Genomic DNA, 19,443 nt, shown 5'->3' on the forward strand with positions numbered 1-19,443 from the left:
TTCTGAGGGGCTGATGCGCCTGCACTCACCCTTAAGAAAAACAAGTAGAAGGGAACGTTAATGGCGGATGACATGGTAAACCCGGTGGGCCTCAAGCGCGGCCTGAAGAACCGGCACATTCAACTGATCGCCTTGGGAGGGGCGATTGGCACGGGACTGTTCCTCGGCTCGGCCGGGGTGCTCAAGTCGGCGGGGCCGTCGATGATCCTGGGTTACGCGATAGCCGGCTTCATCGCCTTCCTGATCATGCGCCAGCTCGGCGAGATGATTGTCGAAGAGCCGGTGGCCGGCTCCTTCAGCCACTTTGCGCATAAATACTGGGGCGGTTACGCGGGCTTTCTCGCAGGCTGGAACTACTGGGTGCTGTACGTGCTGGTGGGCATGGCCGAACTGACGGCGGTGGGCAAATACATCCAGTTCTGGTGGCCACAAATCCCGACCTGGGTCAGCGCGCTGGTGTTTTTCGTCGCGGTCAACCTGATCAACACCCTGAACGTGAAGTTCTTCGGTGAAGCCGAATTCTGGTTTGCGATCATCAAGGTGGTGGCGATTGTCGGCATGATCGTGCTCGGCTGCTACCTGCTGTTCAGCGGTACCGGCGGCCCGCAGGCGTCGGTCAGCAACCTGTGGAGCCACGGCGGTTTCTTCCCCAACGGTGGCATGGGGCTGTTGATGTCGATGGCGTTCATCATGTTCTCGTTCGGTGGCCTGGAGCTGGTGGGCATCACCGCCGCCGAGGCCAGCGAGCCGCGCAAGGTGATCCCGAAGGCGATCAACCAGGTGGTGTACCGGATCCTGATTTTCTACGTCGGCGCCCTCACCGTGCTGCTGTCGCTGTACCCATGGGATCAACTGCTGCAAACCCTCGGCGCGTCGGGCGATCCCTACAGCGGTAGCCCGTTCGTGCAGATCTTCTCGCTGATCGGCAATGACACCGCTGCGCACATCCTCAACTTCGTGGTGCTGACCGCGGCGTTGTCGGTATACAACAGCGGCGTGTACTGCAACAGCCGCATGCTGTTCGGCCTGGCCGAGCAAGGCGACGCGCCCAAGGCGTTGATGAAGCTCAACAAGCAAGGTGTGCCGTTGCGGGCGCTGGCGATTTCGGCGCTGGTGACGATGCTGTGCGTGGTGGTCAACTACGTCGCGCCGCAGAGTGCCCTGGAGTTGCTGTTCGCGCTGGTGGTTGCCTCGCTGATGATCAACTGGGCGCTGATCAGCATCACCCACATCAAGTTCCGCAAGGCCATGGGCGAGCAAGGCGTGACGCCGTCGTTCAAGACCTTCTGGTTCCCGTTCAGCAACTACCTGTGCCTGGCGTTCATGCTGATGATCATCAGCGTGATGCTGGCGATTCCAGGGATTCGCGAGTCGGTGTATGCGATGCCGGTGTGGGTGGGGATTATCTATGTGGCGTATCGGTTGCGCGTCCGAAACGCGAAGGTCGTGACAGCGCAGTAACCCATGTGGGAGGGGGCTTGCCCCCGATTGCAGTGGGTCAGCCACTGATATGTCTACTGGCCCACCGCTATCGGGGGCAAGCCCCCTCCCACATTTTTAACTGCATTCCAAATGAACAGCCCCGGTAGTCCGGGGCTTTTTTGTTCAGAGGGTAGAACGCACCCGCCACAACTCGGGGAACAGCACCGTGTCGAGCATCTTGCGCAGATACCCCACACCTTCAGTGCCGCCGGTTCCCGGCTGGAAGCCGATGATCCGTTCCACCGTGGTCACATGCCGGAAGCGCCACTGGCGGAACGAATCCTCCAGGTCGATGAACTTCTCGGCCAACTGATACAAGTCCCAATAACGGCTCGGGTCGCGGTATACCTCACGCCACGCAGCCTCCACCGATTCATCGTGAACCGTTGCCGCCGTCGGGTCGCGCTCGGCCCGTTTCGGATCTATCGCCAGACCGGCCTTGACCATCAGGTTGATCGCTTCGTCATACAGCGACGGCGTGGCAATCGCCACCTGCAATTGCTCCAGCAACGCCGGGCGATGGGCATGGGGCCGCAACAGCGCCGGGCTCTTGTTGCCGAGGATAAATTCAATCTCGCGGTACTGGAACGACTGGAACCCCGACGACTGCCCGAGGAACGGGCGGATCGCCTTGTATTCCGACGGTGTCATGGTCGCCAGCACCGCCCAGGCGTGTACCAACTGGTCGAAGATCCTCGAGACCCGCGCCAGCATCTTGAAGGCTGGCGGCAACTCACCGAGGCGCACGTGTTCGCGGGCCGCCTTGAGTTCGTGCAGCATCAGTTTCATCCACAGCTCCGAGGTCTGGTGCTGGATGATGAACAGCATTTCGTTATGGTCCGGCGACAGCGGGTGCTGGGCGCTGAGGACTTTGCCCAGGTCCAGGTAGTCGCCGTAGCTCATGGACTCGGAAAAATTCAGCTCGGCGTTGTGCCATTCTTCCGGGGACTGGTGGTCGGCAGGCTTATATTCTGGCGAGAAGGGACACTGGCTCATCGCGTGGGCTCCTTGAGCGGGCGCAGAATTGCGCGGACAGGGCTGGCGTCCAGGTTGGCAAAACGCAGCGGCAGCGCGATCAGCTCATAGTCGCCCTCCGGTACATCGTCGAGCACGATGCCTTCAAGGATCGCCATGCCATGGCGCGCCACGGCGTTGTGCGAGTCCATGGTCTTGGACTGTTGCGGGTCCAGGGAGGGCGTGTCGATACCGATCAGGCGCACGCCGAGGCTGGCGAGCAGCTCGATGGTTTGCGGGGCGATGGCGGTGAAATCTGAATCCCATTGCGTCAGTGGCGCTTGTGGATAAGTGCGCAGCAGCACGCGCTCGGGCAGGTTATCCACACGCCCTTGCAGTTGATGCGGTTGCACCAGGGCGCCACTGCCCAGGCAGTGCAACACGCGGCACGGGCCCATGTACACGTCCAACGACACCTCGCCAATCGGCGCGCCGTCGGCGCTGTAATGCAGCGGTGCATCCACATGGGCGCCGGTATGTGGCGACAGCGTCACGCGCCCCACATTCACCGGGCACTCCGGCCCGAACTGCCACACGCGCTCTTCCTGGAACGGCGTATCGCCCGGCCAGGTCGGGGTCGCCGCACTCAAGGGCGGGCTGATGTCCCACCACGTTTTTATTGGGTTCATTTTCAAGGCTCTCACTCATTCCTGGGTGAATGATACGAGGGCCGCACGTGAATTTTCTTGCGAATTCTGGCGCCGCAAGGGAATTCTTTCGCAGTTACTGCGAGAAAACGCTTGGTTTGCGCGCAGAAACACCTCTCAACACAGGGGTGCGGCCACCAGCAATCAATGTGGGAGGGGGCTTGCCCCTCCCACATTGACCGCGCTTCGTACTGGGCTGCGCTTCTGGGCATACCGATGTCGAGTCCAGACCACCAGCCCCCGCTGTGACGCTATAGGGTTCGACTCTTATTCCCATGCCTCGGAGTCATCATGTCCAAACCCATCACCGTACTGCGCGACACCCATCCCTTGCCGGTCCTGGATGCCTGCAAATGGGAAAAGCTCGAAGGCGACCCGCACACCGTCAACCTCAACGCCTACACCAGTGATGACGGCAGCAAGATCATGGGCACCTGGATCTGCACGCCGGGCAAGTGGTACGTGGAATACGTGAAATGGGAATACTGCCACTTCCAGGAAGGCTATTGCGTGATCACACCCGAAGGCATGGCGCCGATCCATCTGCGTGCTGGGGATATCTTCGTGGTGGAACCCGGGATGAAGGGCACGTGGGAGGTGGTCGAGACGGTGCGTAAGTATTTTGTGTTTGCCTGAACTGCCAAACCTGAGGCGAGGGAGATTGCTCCCTCGCCACAGTCTTTATTTGAGCTTTCGATAACTGTTGATGATCGCCGAGAAGTCCTTGCCCCCTTCCCCACGCTGGCTCATCGATTGATACAACTGCTGGGCCACCGCACCGAGGATCACCGGCTGGTGTGCCTGGCGCGCCGCTTCAGTGGCAAGCCCCAAATCCTTGAGCATCAGGTCGGCACCGAAACCACCGGTATAGCCGCGCGATGACGGTGCCGTTTCAATCACACCCGGCCACGGGTTGTAGGTGTCGGAACTCCAGCAACGCCCGGTAGAGCTGTTGATGATGCCCGCCAGCACTTGGGTATCGATGCCCAAGGCATCGCCCAGGGCCATGGCCTCACTGACGCCGACCATGCTGATCCCGAGCAGCAGGTTGTTGCAGATCTTGGCAATTTGCCCGGTGCCCACATCGCCGCAGTGCACGATGTTGCGGCCCATCTGCGCCAGTACCGGTTGCAGGGTGGCGAACAGTTCCGGGTTGGCGCCGACCATAAAGGTCAGCGTCCCGGCTTGCGCGCCGCCGGTGCCACCGGAGACCGGCGCATCGGCCACTGCCACGCCCTGTTTTGCCGCCGCTACTGCTACATCGCGGATGGTCTGTGGGTCGATGGTGCTGCAATCCACCGCGGGCACGCCTTTGGCGATACCGGCCAAAACGCCATCTTCATTCAACCAGACGCTGCGCACATGGAGGGCGGCCGGCAGCATGGTAATCACCAGTTCAGCGTCTTTCGCCGCATCACGGGGCGAACTGCTGATGGTGCCGCCCAGTTCGGCCAACTCCTTGAGCACGGTCTGGTTCAGGTCGAACAGGTTCAGTGCGTGCCCGGCCTTGATCAGGTTGCGGGCCATGGGCGCGCCCATGTTGCCCAGGCCGATAAATGCAATCTTCATGGTCGTCTCCCAGGTTTCAGCGCAGGTTGATGGTGGTGTTGACGCCATCGTTGACCGTGTCGTCATCGAACCAGCGGCTGGTGACGGTCTTGGTCTGGGTGTAGAACTGCACCACCTGCTTGCCGTACGGGCCCAGGTCACCCAGCTTGGAACCACGGGAGCCGGTGAAGCTGAAGAACGGTACCGGCACCGGGATCGGAATGTTGATACCGACCTGGCCTACATCGATCTCACTCTGGAACTTACGCGCCGCCGCGCCGCTCTGGGTGAACAGGCCGGTGCCGTTGCCGAACGGGTTGGCGTTGACCAGTGCAATGGCTTGATCGAGGGTGTCGACCTCCAGCACCACCAGCACCGGGCCGAAGATTTCCTGGGTGTAGATTTGCATGTCGGTGGTCACGCCCGAGAACAGCGTCGGGCCAACGAAGTTACCTTGCTCGAAGCCCGGCACCTTGATGTCGCGCCCGTCCAGCTCCAGCGTGGCCCCTTCTTTCACGCCGCTTTCGATCAGCTCCAGGATGCGTGCCTTGGCACGTTTGGAGATCACCGGGCCGACATCCGTACCCGCCTCGCTGCCCGCATTGACCTTGAGTTTTTGCGCCAGCGCCTTGAGATCCGGCAGCCATTGCTTGGACGCGCCCACCAGCACCACCACCGAGGTGGCCATGCAACGCTGGCCTGCCGCGCCAAAACCGGCACCGACCAGGGCATTCAGAGTGTGCTCACGGTTAGCATCCGGCAGCACCACCGCATGGTTCTTGGCGCCCATCATCGATTGCACACGCTTGCCGTGTTTGCCGGCCAGGTCATAAACGTGAGTGCCCACAGCGGTTGAGCCGACGAAAGACACCGCCTTGATATCTTTGTGGGTGCACAGCGCATCCACCACGTCCTTGCCACCGTGCACCACGTTGAGTACGCCAGCCGGTACGCCAGCTTCCAGCGCCAGCTCCACCAGCAGCATGGTCGACAGCGGGTCCTGCTCGGACGGCTTGAGCACGAAGGTGTTACCGCAGGCGATGGCCATCGGGAACATCCACAGCGGAATCATTGCCGGGAAATTGAACGGCGTGATGCCGGCGCAGACGCCGATGGGCTGGCGCAGGGTGTAGGTATCCACGCCACCGGCGACGTTCTCGGCGAACTCGCCCATTTGCAGGGTGCCGATGGAACAGGCGTGCTCGACCACTTCCAGGCCACGGAAAATATCGCCCTCGGCATCGGCAATGGTTTTACCCTGCTCGTTGCTGAGGACCACGGCAATGCGCTTGGAATGTTCGCGGATCAAGGCTTGCAGCTTGAGCATGATGCGCATGCGCGCGCCAATCGGCGTCAGCTTCCAGGTCTGGAAGGCGCGCTGGGCCGCGTCGATGGCCGCGTTGACCTCATCGGCCGTGGCGAACGGGACCCTGGCCAACACTTGCTGGGTAGCCGGGTTGACGATGTCTTGCCATTCGGTGGTCTTGGACTCGACCCACTCGCCGTTGATCAGCAACTTGACCTGTTGTATGGAAATATCGGCAGATGCGTTCATGAGGGTCTCCGGAATCTTGTTGTTATGCAGAGAGTGAATCGCCTTGAAGAAGGAGGCGTTCGGGCTGTTTTTGGAGTATAGATGTGCAAATCTCTAATAAGAACGCACATAAAAGCCGGTCCTATATGCAAAAAAACATCACATCACTGGGCTCCCTGAACTGGGATGACCTGAAGTTTTTTCTCGAAGTGGCCCGCACCCGCAAGGCCAGTGTCGCCGCCAAGCGCCTGGCAGTGGACTACACCACTGTGTCACGGCGCATCAGCTCACTGGAAGTGTCGCTTGGCACCCTGCTGTTCGAAAAATCCCGGACCAACGGTTTTGTCCTCACCGCCGAGGGCCAGCGTTTGCTGGGTTACGCCGAGTCCATCGAAAGCACCCTGCACATGGCGTGCGAACAAGTCTCCGGCTCCGGCGTGGCGCTGTCCGGGCATGTGCGCATGGGTTGTACCGAAGGCTTCGGCAGCTTTTTCGTCACCCCGCAACTGAGCCACTTCGTCGACACCTATCCGGCGATCTCGGTGGACATCCTGCCCCTGCCGCACTTCATCAGCCTGTCCAAGCGCGAAGCCGACATCGTCATCGCCCTGGAACGCCCGGAACACGGCCCGTACGTGTGCTGCAAGCTGTGCGATTACAAATTGCAGTTGTACGCCACACAGGACTACCTCGACCAACACCCGCCGATCCAACGCCCGACGGACCTGGCCGAGCATCCGTTTATCAGCTACGTGGATGACCTGGCGTTCAGCTCGGAGCTGCTGTACCTGGCGAACGTAGTACCGGGCGCCAGCGCCAGCCTGCGCAGTACCAGTGTCATCGCGCAGTATGTGGCGGCGCAGCAGGGGCGTTCGATGGCGATATTGCCGTGCTTTCTGGCGGCGCAGGACCCGCGACTGCTGCCGGTGCTGGAGGAGCAGATCGCGATTACGCGGCAGTTCTGGATGTATTGCCGGGAGGATTTGAGGAAGCTCAAGCGGATTACGTTGCTGTGGGATTACATCCGGGAAGTGACAGAGCAGAATCAGGGGTTGTTGATGGGGGAGACGCGGGAGATGCGGTTTGCAGACTGAATGCGCCGCGCGGATAAATGTGGGAGGGGGCTTGCCCCCGATGGCGGCGTGTCAGTTGCCAGATGTATTGGCTGAGACACTGCTATCGGGGGCAAGCCCCCTCCCACATTTGAATGGGTTTCAGATTGAGGACGGTGAAGGCACTTAGTCCGCGATGACCACAATCGACACGCGTCGATTTTCGGTGCGCCCCGCCGCCGTTGTGTTCGCGGCCACCGGCTCGCTGCTGCCCAGGCCGCGCAGTTGGATGTTTTGTTCTTTCATGCCCACGCTGGTCAGCACCTTGCCCACACTTTCAGCACGGCGCAGGGACAAGGCCTGGTTGTAGAGTTCCTTGCCGGAAGCGTCGGTGTGGCCGTCGACGCGCACGCGTTCGATGCCGGCGCCCACCAAGGCCTTGCCTATGCGTTCGACGATGTCGGTGCTGGGCTTGTTGAGGGTTTCGACGTCGCTGCCAAACAGCACTTTGCCAGACAAGCCGAAGGCCCAGCCTTCGTCAGTCAGCTCGAAACCCTGCTGCTTGAGCACGGCCACTTGTGCCGGGCTCAGGCCTTTGGGCGGTGCGGTCTGGCAGCCGCCGAGGGCCAGGCAGGCGAGAAGCAAGCTGATGAATAGAACGCGTGAGTTAGAGAACAAAGGGTTAACTCCTGTGCTGGACGTTGACGACAGGGTGGGCGGGCTCCGCCGTTTGCTGACTGCCCGACGACAGCCGTTTAGCTTGGTACATCGCCACATCGGCGGCATTGAGCAGGGTGCCGGGCGTGGCGCCATGATCGGGATAAATGGCGATGCCGATACTGAGGGAGGTCAAGACCTGGGTGTTGCCGGGCAGCGGGATCGGTTGGTCCATGCTGGCAATGATCTTGTCGGCAATGCGTTGCGCATCGTCGACTTTGTGCAGCGGCGCCAGCAGGACGGCGAATTCATCGCCGCCCAGGCGGGCCACCAGGTCATCTTCGCGCAGCTGTGCACGCACGCGCTCGGCAACGGCCACCAGTACGGCATCGCCGGCGGCGTGGCCGAAGTTGTCGTTGATGTCTTTGAAACGATCGCTGTCGAGAAACAACACCCCCACCCGTTCGTTGACCTTGGCGGCGCTGCGCAAGGCACGAATCAACCGGCCTTCAAAGAACGCACGGTTGGGCAGGCCGGTGAGGCTGTCGTGGCTGGCCTGGTGCGCGAGGGTTTCGTTTTCGCTTTGCAGATGATTTTGCCAGGCCTCCATCTCGCCCAGCAGGGCATTGAAGTCACTGCCCAGGCTGTCGAGTTCGGCAATCTGGGCCGGGGGCACGCGGCGGTCGAAGTCGCGTTCGCTGCGGGCGGCGTGGGCCACGGCAGCAAGGCTTTGCAGCGGCCCGGTGATGCCGTTCAACAGACGCCGCGCCAGATGCAGCGCCACCCAGGCGCTGAGCGCGGTGCAGATCACAATGCCCGCCAGGCCGCTGAGCAGGAAGCGCAACAGGCTGCCGCCATGACCGGTCAGGTGGATGCTGCCCACCGTTTGCCCCTGGTGAAGGATCGGCTGGCTGATGGGTTGCTCGAGCAACGCATGCGCCAGTTTGAGTTCAACCTGCGACAACATCCCGGTGTTAGGCCGCACCCATTGCGCCAGCAGCTTGCCACTGGCATCGAAGACTTCGGCCTGGGCCACCTCTTCGGTTGAAGCAATCAGGCTCAAGGCTTCAGTGGCGGCGGCGCTGTCGTCGAACACCACGGCCGCTTCCACGGTGTAATTGATCGAGCGTGCGATCAGGTGCAGGTTGTGTTCGGCATACACCCGCAGCGCCAGCACGCCGAGCAGGGTCAGGGACACACTGGCCAGCGCCACCGCCACCAGGGCCAGGATCATGTGCCCTCTGCCGATGACCGACCTCAGGGTCGGTCGCGCCTTGGCCCGCTTCATGGCGCCGGCGCTCGACGGCGCGACAGTTGCAGCACGCTGGGGTGAATACGTACGCCGCTGCGGGCGACGGAGTCCAGGTTCACCTCGAACGACACTTGCGCATCACTCACCCGCAGGCAGAACAGGCTGCCCACGGTGCATTGGTCGCCGCCTTCGCTGATGCTGAGCACCGGATGGCCGATCAATGAAGCAAACAACGCGGTGCGTTCGTCAGCGCTGAGTTTGCCGATGTAGACGGCGTCGCAGGCACTGACGATGTCCGGATGATTGGCCAGCAGGCGTCGCACTGCCACCGGTCGGCCGGTGGCCTGGGTAGTGCCTTTGATCAGGTCGTCGGTGTACTGGGTGGGCCCGACGATGCACAAGCGCAGTTGCGCAGGCTCCACCGGCCAACGGGCATAACTGAGAATCCCGAGCACGACCTGGGTGACCGCCTGGGCGCGCTGCTCGGCCAGGCTGGGCGTTTGAGCCCAGGCCTGCGGAGCGAGCAGGCATAGCAACGCCACCTGCAACAGGCGTCTCCAGCTCAAACTACGCTCTGTGAGCGAGACAGCCACGTTCATGCAGCAATTCTCTCAAGAAATTTCAGGGTGATGCCGCAACGATAGCACAGCAGCGGAAAACCCCATGACGCGAGGCTTTTCACAGTGCTGAGTATTTTTTCAGAAAAATCAGACATCTGAATCAAAAATATCGCATGACCGTTCAGTCAGTTTCTTCGGGTGAAGCGTCCAGCTCCAGCATCAGCCCGCTCAAGCGTTTGACCCGCCGCCGTACCGCTTCCTCAAAGACGCCGGCACGCGGTTCGATCAGGCTGAACCAGCGTTTGGCGCGGGTGATACCGGTGTAGATCAGTTCTTTGGTCAGCACCGGATTCAACGCGTCCGGCAGGATCAGCGCGGTATGGGTGAACTCCGACCCCTGGGATTTGTGCACGGTCATGGCATAGACGGTTTCCACATCGTTGAGCCGACTGGGCAGCACGAAGCGCACGCCACCCTGGCCGTCATTGCGCGGGAAGGCCACGCGCAGCACCTGAGGGCCGCCGTCGCTCTCGGGCAATTTCAAGGCGATACCGATGTCCCCGTTCATCAGGCCCAGGCCATAGTCGTTACGGGTCATCAGCACCGGACGCCCTTCATACCACTGCTCGTCGCCCTCGATCAGCCGCACCTTGCGCAAGGCCGCGGTAATGCGCAGGTTCAATCCTTCAACGCCCCAAGGACCTTTGCGCACGGCGCAAAGCAACTGAAACGCGTCGAAGGCTTGCAGCAGTTGCTGCGCCCAATGGGTCCAGGCGTGATCGTCACGCAGGGTCTGCGGTGCAGGGCGCGCCGACTGCAGCAGGTTCAGGTAAAAGCGATAACCCTGGGCACCTTCGCCCTGCCCGTCCAGTACCAGGCGCTCAAGCGCGTGATCTTGCTCGCCCTTGAGGCTGAGACAGAACAGGTCGTCATGACTGCGCGCGGCCAACAGCGTGCGCGCCTGTTCAGCGTTCTGCTGGTTGACCCAGCGCGCCAGCTGGCCGATGCCGCTGCCCTCGCCGAAGCGCCGCGAGTGGCGCAGCATCACCACCTGCTGGGCCAGCGGATGACTGCCGTCGAGGTCTTCAAGCAAGCCGCTGTTGCTGAGGTCTTCGGCGCTGACCGCTTGCAGCCATTGGCGCGTGGCCGGGCTGTACCAGCCAGCCTCGGCATCGCGACACAGATCACCGAGCACCGCGCCCGCCTCCACCGACGCAAGCTGGTCCTTGTCACCCAGCAGCACCAGGCGAGCATGGGGTGGCAAAGCGTCAAGCAGATTGGCCATCATTTCCAGATCGATCATCGACGCTTCGTCCACCACCAGCACATCCAGCGGTAACGGGTTGCCGATGTGATGACGGAAGTGCCGAGTGCCCGGGCGGCTGCCCAGCAAACGGTGAACGGTGGTGACCTGGGTCGGGATTTTTTCGCGCACGCTATCGGGCACTTTCAGCGACAGCACTTGCTGGCTGATGGATTCGGTCAGACGCGCGGCGGCTTTACCGGTGGGCGCGGCCAGGCGGATGCGCAGGGGATTGCCGCTTTCCACGGCAGGCGCCTGCAACAGCGCGAGCAGGCGCACCACGGTGGTGGTCTTGCCGGTGCCGGGGCCGCCGGTGACGATACTGAATGCGCCCCGGGTGGCCAGGGCACAGGCGAGTTTTTGCCAGTCGATCACGCCATCGGGCGCCGGTTGATCGAACAAACCATTCAGGCGCTGCGGCAAATCGGCGGCGACGCTCTCGTGGCTGGCCAGCCGCAGGCGCAAGGCACTGTCGATGCGCCGTTCATAAGCCCAGTAGCGGCGCAGATAGAGGCGTGTTCCGGACAGCACCAACGGGCGGCTCCGCGCCGACTCACTGTCATCGAACGCCGGCGCGACCAAACGGCTGGTGGCCAGGACATGACACCAGTGGGCGCCGTCCAACCCCTCGAGCAATTGCGACGGCAGCAGCATCGCGCCGGTCTGCAGGTCGCCTTCGGGCGGCAGCGACAGGGCAAAGTCCGGCGCCTGCAGGGTTTCGAACAGGTCGAGGCATACGTGGCCGTGACCCAATTGGTGACTGGTCAATGCCGCCGCCAGCAGCACCAGGGGATCGGCCTGTGGATCAAGCTCGTGCAAGAAGCCGACGAAGGCTCTGTCCAGGGCCCGCAACCAGCCACGGTCGACCCAGCGCTCCAGCAGTCGCACCAGGTCGGCGGCGCGACTGAGCGGCGACAGTTCCTCCAGCAGCAGCGGCGACAGGCTCATAGCAGCACTCCTTGTTCCCAGGCGGGCTCGGCTTTTGGCGGGATAGGCTTGCCCTGGAACAACAGGTCCAGCCCTTCGATCAGCTCACGCGGCGGCCGGGTGAAGTACGCGCCCTGGGTCGCCGACTGCGTTCCGCGCAGGAACAGGTAGAGGGCGCCGCCGACGTGGCGTTCGTAGTCGTAATCCGGCAGGCGCGCCTTGAGTTGGCGATGCAGGGCCAGCAGGTAAAGTACGTATTGCAGGTCGTACCGATGCTCGAGGATCGACTGTTCCATGGCTTCCATGGTGTAGGCCGAATCGTCAGGCCCGAGCCAGTTGGATTTGTAGTCAGCCACGTAATAACGGCCATCGTGCTCGAAGGTCAGGTCGATAAAGCCTTTGAACATGCCGTTGAGCAACACCGGCTCGGCCGCCACGCGTGAGACGCCGTGGTGGGTGTACTGGCACACCAATTTGTCGAGGGCGAGCACGTCGACTTTATGGCTGGCGAACCAGAATTCCATTTCGATCTGGTAGTGCTGCAGCGCGCTGAGGCTGACCCGGTCGGCGTACAGGGGCAGCGGCGCGTGCAACAAGTGGCCAAGCCAAGCGCTGAGGGTGACGATCCAGCCTTCCCAATTGCGCCGATTGCAACGCGCTCCGACGGCCTTTTCAATGGCCTCGGGGCTGACGTTGAAAGCCTCTTCACCGGCCCACTCCAACAAGCCGTGAAGGAAAGTGCCTGGATTCGGACCGCGTGGGAATCGATGAATATCACCGCCGGACGCCACCACTTCACGCGGTGCGTCGGGATCCAGGCGTTCGTCATCGAACAGTTTCTGCGCCTGCGGGCTTTCAGGCGCCTCAAGACTGGCGGCGCTCATGCTGTCGCCAATGCGCAAGGCGCTGTAGGACGCAATCCACCAGTTCTCCGCCGCCTTGCGTTTGGGCAACAGCGCAGCCAGCAAGGTCGCTTCGTTGCGCGGAGGGTGGAACACGATGTCTTGCGCTGCGGGCACCTGGCCATAGCTGATGGCCGGGCAACCCTGCTGCACATCCAGCAACCAGCGCGCCAGGCCGGCGGACTCACCCAACAGCGCACCGGCGCCCAGCAGATAGCCCAACGCCGACAGGTGCAGCACGGAGCTGCTGCTATTGCCCCGCTTGAAGTCGGCGATGCCCAGCCAGCAGGCATGTTTGGCGCGGGTCAGGGCGACGTACAGCAAGCGCAGGTCTTCGGCCAGGCGCTCATCGTCGGCCTGGGCGATCAACTCAGCGGTAGGCCGCAGGCTGACGTGGGATTTGCCCTGCGCGTCGTGGTAGTGCAGCGGCAAGCGCGTGCCGTCCACCGGTTTGGTCGAGCAGATGAAGGGCAGGAACACCAGGTCGTATTCCAGGCCCTTGGATTTGTGGATCGTCACCACCTTGACCAACTGCTCGTCACTTTCCAGGCGCAGGATCTGCTCTTCACCGGCCTGGCCCGACAGCGCCAGGTGCTCGGCAAGGTGGCGAATCAGCGCCTGCTCGCCGTCCAGTTCCGACGCGGCCTGTTGCAGCAGCTCACTGAGGTGCAGCAGGTTGGTCAGCACACGCTCGCCATCGCTCCGGGCGATCAGGGTTTGCGGCAGCTTGAAGTCATGCAGCAGGCGACGCAGCATCGGCAGCACGCCTTGGGCGCGCCAGATCGAGCGGTAACCCCGGAACTGCATCACGCGGCTTTCCCACGCCAGTTCATCCTGGTTCAGACGCTCCAGTTCCGTCAGTGACAGGTTCAAGGTGACGCAGGCCAGGGCCGCGCGCAGCGGGCGCTCGACGTCCGGCTCGGCGCAGGCCTTGAGCCAGGCCAGCAGGTCGTGGGCTTCCTGGGCGGCGAAGACCGAGTCCTTGTCCGACAGGTACACGCTGCGCACGCCCCGTGCCGCCAACTCGGCGCGCACGGCCTGGGCTTCCTTGCCGTCTCGCACGAGGATGGCGATGTCTGCCGGCAGCACGCCTGTGAAGGTGTCATCCGTTGCAAAGCCTGCGGTGCCCTGCTGGCCACCCTTGAGCAACTCGACAATGTGCGTGGCGCAAGCGGCGGCCAGTTGTTGGCGATACAGCACATTGGAAATCGGTTGGTCGGAGGCTAAATGCCAAAAGTTCATTGCCGGCAGCGTCTGGCCGTCGACCTGCAGCTGCTCTTTGCGGCCTTGGGACAGCACCGAGTGGAACGGCACCGGGTTACGGCCGTCGGGCTCACGAAACAGGAACGCGCCGCGGCCGGTTTCCGCGCGCTGGAACAGGTGGTTTACCGCTTCGACCATTGCATGGCTGGAGCGGAAGTTGGTGCCCAACGTATGGTGGCGACCGGTGGTGGACTGCCGGGCGCGCAGGTAGGTGTAGATGTCCGCGCCCCGAAAGGCGTAGATCGCCTGTTTGGGGTCGCCGATCAGGAACAGGCCGCTGTCCAGATGGTTTTCTTCGATGCGGTAAATACTGTCGAAGATGCTGTATTGCACCGGATCGGTGTCCTGGAATTCATCGATCAAGGCCACCGGGAATTGCTCGCGGATCACGCTGGCGAGGCGCTCGCCGCCGTCAGCCTGGAGCGCGGCGTTGAGGCGGATCAGCATGTCGTCGAAGCCCATTTCAGCGCGACGCCGCTTCTCTTCTTCGAAGCGCTTGCCCACCCAGGCGGCGGCGTGTTGCAACACCGCGGCGTCCGGGGTCGGCAGTGCGTCAAGGGCCGCTTTCAGACCGGCCATGGCGTCGATGCCGGGATGCCGTGGCGGCTCGCCTTTCCAGGCTTCGGCCATACCCTCGGGGGTCAGCCGGGTAAAGCCGGTGCCAATATCCAGTTGCTCCAGGGTTTCGTCGGCGGCCCAGGCACTGATTTTTTCAAACCAGGGCTCGAAATAACGCGCCTGCATTTTGCGTCCATCGACCGCTTTGGCGGCCACGGCTTGCAGGCACAGATCACGCAGCTCGACGGCCCATTGTTGCCAAGGCGCCTTGATGCTGGCCAATGCCTCGCGACGCTCTTGCAGGCAGGCAGAGATTATTTCGGCGGGCTCGCGGCTGTCTTCGGCGGGCCGCTCACTGCCGAACAACGCCCGCACCCGTGGCATCAAGGCGGCCGGTCCGCCCCAGTTGTTACGCACCCAGTTGAGCGCGTCGTCACGCATCGGGTAGCAGAACAGGCGCCAGTAGTCGCGCAGCACTTCACCGAGCAAGTCGCTGTGGTCGGTTTCCAGGGTCTGGGTAAACAGGCTGCCGCTGTCGAAAGCGTGTTCGCGCAGCATGCGCTGGCACCAACTGTGAATCGTCGAGACGGCTGCTTCGTCCATCCACTGTGCGGCAATGTCCAGCCGATTGGCGCAGGCGGGCCACTGTTCCACGGGGTATTGGTGACGCAGGTCGGCGATCAAGGCGTCGGGCTGCTCGATTTCGTCGCGGAAAAACCGCGCGGCCTCCGCCAGACGGATACGGATACGTTCACGCAGCTCCTTGGTGGCGGCGTCGGTGAAGGTCACCACGAGGATTTGCGGCGGTAGCAGTTCACGGCCGAAACCGGACTCATCGCCACCGTTGCCGAGCACCAGGCGCAGGTACAGGGCCGAAATCGTGAAGGTTTTGCCGGTGCCGGCGCTGGCTTCAATCAGCTGGCTGCCTTTGAGCGGAAAGGCCAGGGCCAAGGGTTTGCTGGTCATGCGCCGGCCTCCTCGCTGGACAATGAACGCCAAGGCGCGTTGATCAGCGGGCGATACAAGGTTTCGCACCAGCCTTCGAACTCTTCGCTGGCGACCAGCGTGGCGTAGTCGGGGAACTGGCGGGTCAGCGCGGGCGTTTCGCGGCGTTCGCCGTCGGTGGTGATACCGTCGCCCTCGTAGGCCTTGCTGGCAGCGGCCTGGGCTTTGGCCGGATCGGTCTGGCCGAGCCAGGCAAAGGCGGTTTTTACCGCGACGGGCAGCGGTTTACTCATGCCGGTGTGCCAGGCGAGCAGCAAGTCACCGAGGAGGTTCTGCGCGATGGCCGTGTCCAACGGGGCGAGCAGCAGGGTGTCGTCACTGGCCACCAAGCCGGTACTCAACGGCACGCCACAGGCACAGGCGACCACATGATTGACCCAGGGGCGAATCAGGCGGTGCCACTTGCGCGTTTTGATCGAGCCGATGCTGTTGGGGAGGGTGGTCACGCTTAACAGGCCGCCATCACTGCGCCGGTGCAGGCCGCTGATCCAGCCTTCGAGCTGAATGCCCTGGTACGCGAAACTGATCGGTTGCGCGCCAATGTGCGGGGTTGGCCAGAGCGCCAGGAGGTGTTGGTAGCGTTGCAGCAGGTCCGGCAACGGCTCGATCAGCTCGTTGCGCAGGCATTCGCCGAAGCCGACCATCGGCAGCAGGCCGCTGCCTTGCAGGCGCAAGGCTTGGGCGTTGAGCGCCTGATCAAGCTGGTCGGGCCGGGCCAGTGCAGCGTTGAGCAGGCTGTCGCTGAGGGTGTAGCGTTGCAGCGCGTCGAGGACGAAGGGTTCTTCGTCGGCCAGCGGTACCTCGGCGGCTTCAAAGAACACTTTCAGGCGTTGACTGAAGAAATGTTTGACCGGATTGCGCAGGAAATCCTGTAACTGGCCGAGACTCAGGGGCTCTTCCTGGTGGTGCGGTGCCAACGCCTGGTCATGTGCGATTGCAGCAGGGGCTTGATGCAGCAATTGCCATTCGCGGGCATAACTGAACAGCGGGTCGCCTTCATGGAAGTAGCGGGCGCTGAACGGTTGGAGCGGGTGTTCCTGGGTCATTGCGTCGATCAGGGGTTCGTCGCTTTGGGCGTTATGCCAGCCACTGGCGAGGTGGTCGCGCAGTTGGCCGATCAGCACCGAGGCCGGGCGATCGCTGTTGTCGCGGATGCTGCGGCCGACCCAACTGATGTAGAGCTGGTCGCGCGCGGAAAGCAGGGCTTCGAGCAGCAGGTAGCGATCGTCTTCACGGCGCGAACGATCGCCGGGACGGTAGTCGCTGCCCATCAGGTCAAAGTCAAGCGGCGGCTGGGCACGCGGGTAGTCACCGTCATTCATGCCGAGCAGGCAGACCAGCTTGAACGGGATCGCGCGCATGGGCATCAAGGTACAAAAATTGACCGCGCCCGCAAGGAAGCGCTGGGACAGGCGGCCTTGGTCAAGCCCCGCCAACCACGCCTCACGGACCACGGTGAGGGGTAATTCGTCTTGCAGGCCGACGGATTCGCAGGTTTCCAGCCAGGTCTCTCTTAACTGTTCAAGCTGGCCAAGCAGGTAGTCATCGTGCTCGCTGCCGGGCAGGAAAAACAGCTGCATCAAGCGTTGCAGACGCTCGCCCCACACGTGGGGAGGTGCCGGTTGCGACAGCGCCTGGTGCGCGTCGTTTAAGGCGTCGAGCAAGGCGACCAGTGGACCAATCAGCGCCGCATCAAGCCCTCCGATCTCGTCGTAAGGCTCGATGCCTTCGCACGCCACACCCGTACCGACGGCGTAGCCCAGCAGCATCCGCCGCAGGCCGAATCGCCAGCTGTTCTGCTCAAGTTCTGCGGGCAGCCCCAGGCCCGCACGCTGTTCGGCGTTGAGCCCCCAGCGGATGCCCGCGCCTTCAATCCAGCGATGCAGTGTAGGCAGGTCGCGCTCATTGATGGCGAAACGTTCGCGCAGGGCGGGGACATCCAGCAGGTCGAGAATTTCGCTGACTGGAAAACGGCTGTCGGGGAGTTTGAGCAGGTGCTCGACCGCGATCAACAGCGGGTCACGACCGCGTTGCCCCTGGTCTGTCAGGGTGAACGGAATAAAGCGTGGGTCATTTCTTTCCAGTTGACCGAAAACCGCGCGAATGTGCGGCGCGTAGCTGTCGACGTCGGGGACCATGACGATGATGTCCCGAGGGCGCAAAGTGGGGTCGGCGCTGAAACGTTGGAGTAATTGGTCGTGGAGAATCTCCACTTCGCGTTGGGCGCTGTGGGCGATGTGAAAGCGAATGGATGCGTCGCGTGTCAGATCGACCGCCGGCCAGAACTCACGGGTCTCATCGAGTGGGCGCAGTTCGAGGATGTCGTCCTGAAGCTGGTTGAGCAGCGTGGTGGGTTGGCTGTCGCTGAACAGGTCGATACGACCATCACGGAAGGCGGCGCGGTAGCTGTTGGGGTCGTCATAACTGTCCAACAGGCTGATGTAGTCACGGCCCTGCTTGCCCCAGGCGGCGAGCAGCGGATGAGCGTGCTGGTGCAAGGTGTGTGGGTCTATGGTGACGGGCATGCCTGCTTTGCGCGCCTGGCGTTTGTACTCGTTACGCAGCAGGTCCTTGTCGGCCACGATGTCCGACCAATGATGGCGGCAAGGGTTGTGCACGCACAGCAACACTTGGCTGAAACGGGCCAGGCCTGCCAGTGCTTCGAGCGCCTGGGCGGGCAGCGATGAAATGCCGAAGACGATCACTCGGGACGGTAAGCCAGGCGGCGCTTGCTCAAGCGTGTTGATGCGTTCGATAAAGCGTTGGTGAACGCCGGCACGGCTCTCGGCCATGCCCTGCGCGCCCACGTCAAGCAACAGCGCGCGCCATAACTCAGCTTGCCAGCAGTTGGCGGGGTTAAGGGGTTTGGATTCGCCGCGCCCGTTGCGTAACTGATGGCGCCCTGCAGCCCAATCTTCCAGCCAATCGGCGCGATACACCTGGTATTGGTCGAACAAGTCGGCCAGGCGCTCGGCGAGCTGGTAGCGTTTGCGCAGGTCGGTGTCGTGGGTCAGGAAGCGTTGCAACGGCTCAAAATGGGGCTGATCAATAAGCTCCGGGAGCAGACGCATGAGTCGCCACGTCAGCGGGGCCTTATCAAGCAGAGACTTGGGGGGGATTTCGTCACGCCCTAGCACCATGCGATAGAGCTGCCACATGAAACTGCCGGGCAATTGCACATCGATTGCCGCTGCGATGCCACAGCCCCCCATATCGTCTTCCTGCGGATCTTCGGCCAGGGCAAGCTTGAGCCATTGGGCGATGCCATTGCTTTGGACCAGAGCAATTTCATTCTCCAAAGGCGCCAGGGGATAACGACGCATCCAGCTGACTACCAGGCTGCGCAGCTCGTCCAGGCGGTTACCGTGAACCACCATGAATCCTGCGCTGAGGGACGTTGCACCCGGCATAACGGTTTCCTTGGAAAAGCAAAAATCGAGGCGTGGACTTTAGCACTGAAGACCATGGCCATGAGCGCCTTGATAGTTTTCGAGCGCCCAAAACAAAACCCCAACTGCTTTCGCAATTGGGGTTCTGGAATTTAATCTTGACGATGACCTACTCTCACATGGGGAAACCCCACACTACCATCGGCGATGCATCGTTTCACTGCTGAGTTCGGGATGGGATCAGGTGGTTCCAATGCTCTATGGTCGTCAAGAAATTCGGGTACTGAGTCGTGGCCTGGTGGCCTCGCTTCAGCAAATTGGGTATGTGACAGCTGTCGGTGTTTTGTGAG

At 62.3% G+C, this 19,443-nt stretch carries 13 protein-coding genes and 1 rRNA gene; 3 read left to right on the forward strand and 11 right to left on the reverse strand.

The annotated features are described in order from the left end of the window. Positions 1-60 precede the first annotated feature (60 nt). Positions 61-1,461 (forward strand): amino acid permease, encoded by a 1,401-nt coding sequence (locus CIB54_RS22125; protein WP_065951160.1) that lies wholly within the window; start codon positions 61-63, stop codon positions 1,459-1,461. A gap of 144 nt (positions 1,462-1,605) precedes the next feature. On the opposite strand, the gene kynA is transcribed toward CIB54_RS22125, so the two are convergent. After that, positions 1,606-2,478, reverse strand: a complete 873-nt coding sequence (kynA, locus tag CIB54_RS22130) for a tryptophan 2,3-dioxygenase (protein ID WP_065951159.1) — start codon at positions 2,476-2,478, stop codon at positions 1,606-1,608. Beyond that, positions 2,475-3,125, reverse strand: coding sequence for an arylformamidase (gene kynB / locus CIB54_RS22135; protein ID WP_101220961.1), 651 nt, complete (start codon positions 3,123-3,125; stop codon positions 2,475-2,477). Before kynB ends, kynA begins: the two co-directional genes overlap by 4 nt. Before the next feature lie 309 nt (positions 3,126-3,434). Here kynB and CIB54_RS22140 point away from each other — a divergent pair, with 309 nt between their 5' ends. Next, complete coding sequence (locus CIB54_RS22140; protein WP_101220962.1) at positions 3,435-3,779, forward strand: cupin domain-containing protein; 345 nt, start codon at positions 3,435-3,437, stop codon at positions 3,777-3,779. Between the two features lie 45 nt (positions 3,780-3,824). Here the strand turns inward: CIB54_RS22140 and mmsB are convergent, their stop codons facing one another. Then, positions 3,825-4,712, reverse strand: a complete 888-nt coding sequence (gene mmsB, locus CIB54_RS22145) for a 3-hydroxyisobutyrate dehydrogenase (RefSeq protein WP_101220963.1) — start codon at positions 4,710-4,712, stop codon at positions 3,825-3,827. Positions 4,713-4,728: 16 nt separating this feature from the next. Next, positions 4,729-6,246 carry a CoA-acylating methylmalonate-semialdehyde dehydrogenase gene (locus CIB54_RS22150; RefSeq protein ID WP_065951155.1) on the reverse strand — a complete coding sequence of 506 codons (1,518 nt, stop codon included), beginning with the start codon at positions 6,244-6,246 and terminating at the stop codon, positions 4,729-4,731. 125 nt (positions 6,247-6,371) lie between these two features. On the opposite strand from CIB54_RS22150, the gene CIB54_RS22155 reads away from it, so the two are divergent. Continuing rightward, positions 6,372-7,319, forward strand: a complete 948-nt coding sequence (locus CIB54_RS22155; protein WP_065951154.1) for a LysR family transcriptional regulator — start codon at positions 6,372-6,374, stop codon at positions 7,317-7,319. Between the two features lie 144 nt (positions 7,320-7,463). Here CIB54_RS22155 and CIB54_RS22160 read toward each other — a convergent pair whose 3' ends face one another. From CIB54_RS22160 to rrf, 7 genes are all read right to left on the reverse strand, one after another. Then, entirely contained in the window at positions 7,464-7,955 is a 492-nt protein-coding gene (locus CIB54_RS22160; RefSeq protein WP_101220964.1) for an outer membrane lipoprotein YfiB, read from the reverse strand. Between the two features lie 4 nt (positions 7,956-7,959). Beyond that, on the reverse strand, positions 7,960-9,222 hold the full coding sequence (locus CIB54_RS22165; protein ID WP_065951151.1) for a diguanylate cyclase DgcN/YfiN: 1,263 nt from the start codon (positions 9,220-9,222) through the stop codon (positions 7,960-7,962). Next, positions 9,219-9,785 (reverse strand): regulatory sequestration protein YfiR, encoded by a 567-nt coding sequence (locus CIB54_RS22170; RefSeq protein WP_065951150.1) that lies wholly within the window; start codon positions 9,783-9,785, stop codon positions 9,219-9,221. The genes CIB54_RS22165 and CIB54_RS22170 overlap by 4 nt, the downstream gene beginning before the upstream one ends. A 142-nt stretch (positions 9,786-9,927) precedes the next feature. After that, positions 9,928-11,997 (reverse strand): exodeoxyribonuclease V subunit alpha, encoded by a 2,070-nt coding sequence (gene recD / locus CIB54_RS22175; RefSeq protein ID WP_101220965.1) that lies wholly within the window; start codon positions 11,995-11,997, stop codon positions 9,928-9,930. Beyond that, entirely contained in the window at positions 11,994-15,665 is a 3,672-nt protein-coding gene (gene recB / locus CIB54_RS22180; protein WP_101220966.1) for an exodeoxyribonuclease V subunit beta, read from the reverse strand. The genes recD and recB overlap by 4 nt, the downstream gene beginning before the upstream one ends. After that, positions 15,662-19,114 (reverse strand): exodeoxyribonuclease V subunit gamma, encoded by a 3,453-nt coding sequence (gene recC, locus CIB54_RS22185; RefSeq protein WP_101220967.1) that lies wholly within the window; start codon positions 19,112-19,114, stop codon positions 15,662-15,664. Before recC ends, recB begins: the two co-directional genes overlap by 4 nt. A gap of 135 nt (positions 19,115-19,249) precedes the next feature. Continuing rightward, positions 19,250-19,365 (reverse strand): 5S ribosomal RNA (gene rrf, locus CIB54_RS22190). Positions 19,366-19,443 lie beyond the last annotated feature (78 nt).

This window comes from Pseudomonas fluorescens, from assembly GCF_002837185.1.
Classification (GTDB): domain Bacteria; phylum Pseudomonadota; class Gammaproteobacteria; order Pseudomonadales; family Pseudomonadaceae; genus Aquipseudomonas; species Aquipseudomonas fluorescens_AM.

Coding starts and splice junctions, on each gene's coding strand:
- CIB54_RS22170 (WP_065951150.1), bottom strand. CDS start 9,785: ATGAACGTGGCTGTCTCGCTCACAGAGCGTAGTTTGAGCTGGAGACGC.
- recC (WP_101220967.1), bottom strand. CDS start 19,114: ATGCCGGGTGCAACGTCCCTCAGCGCAGGATTCATGGTGGTTCACGGT.
- recB (WP_101220966.1), bottom strand. CDS start 15,665: ATGACCAGCAAACCCTTGGCCCTGGCCTTTCCGCTCAAAGGCAGCCAG.
- CIB54_RS22150 (WP_065951155.1), bottom strand. CDS start 6,246: ATGAACGCATCTGCCGATATTTCCATACAACAGGTCAAGTTGCTGATC.
- CIB54_RS22155 (WP_065951154.1), top strand. CDS start 6,372: ATGCAAAAAAACATCACATCACTGGGCTCCCTGAACTGGGATGACCTG.
- CIB54_RS22165 (WP_065951151.1), bottom strand. CDS start 9,222: ATGAAGCGGGCCAAGGCGCGACCGACCCTGAGGTCGGTCATCGGCAGA.
- recD (WP_101220965.1), bottom strand. CDS start 11,997: ATGAGCCTGTCGCCGCTGCTGCTGGAGGAACTGTCGCCGCTCAGTCGC.
- CIB54_RS22125 (WP_065951160.1), top strand. CDS start 61: ATGGCGGATGACATGGTAAACCCGGTGGGCCTCAAGCGCGGCCTGAAG.
- CIB54_RS22140 (WP_101220962.1), top strand. CDS start 3,435: ATGTCCAAACCCATCACCGTACTGCGCGACACCCATCCCTTGCCGGTC.
- kynA (WP_065951159.1), bottom strand. CDS start 2,478: ATGAGCCAGTGTCCCTTCTCGCCAGAATATAAGCCTGCCGACCACCAG.
- kynB (WP_101220961.1), bottom strand. CDS start 3,125: ATGAACCCAATAAAAACGTGGTGGGACATCAGCCCGCCCTTGAGTGCG.
- mmsB (WP_101220963.1), bottom strand. CDS start 4,712: ATGAAGATTGCATTTATCGGCCTGGGCAACATGGGCGCGCCCATGGCC.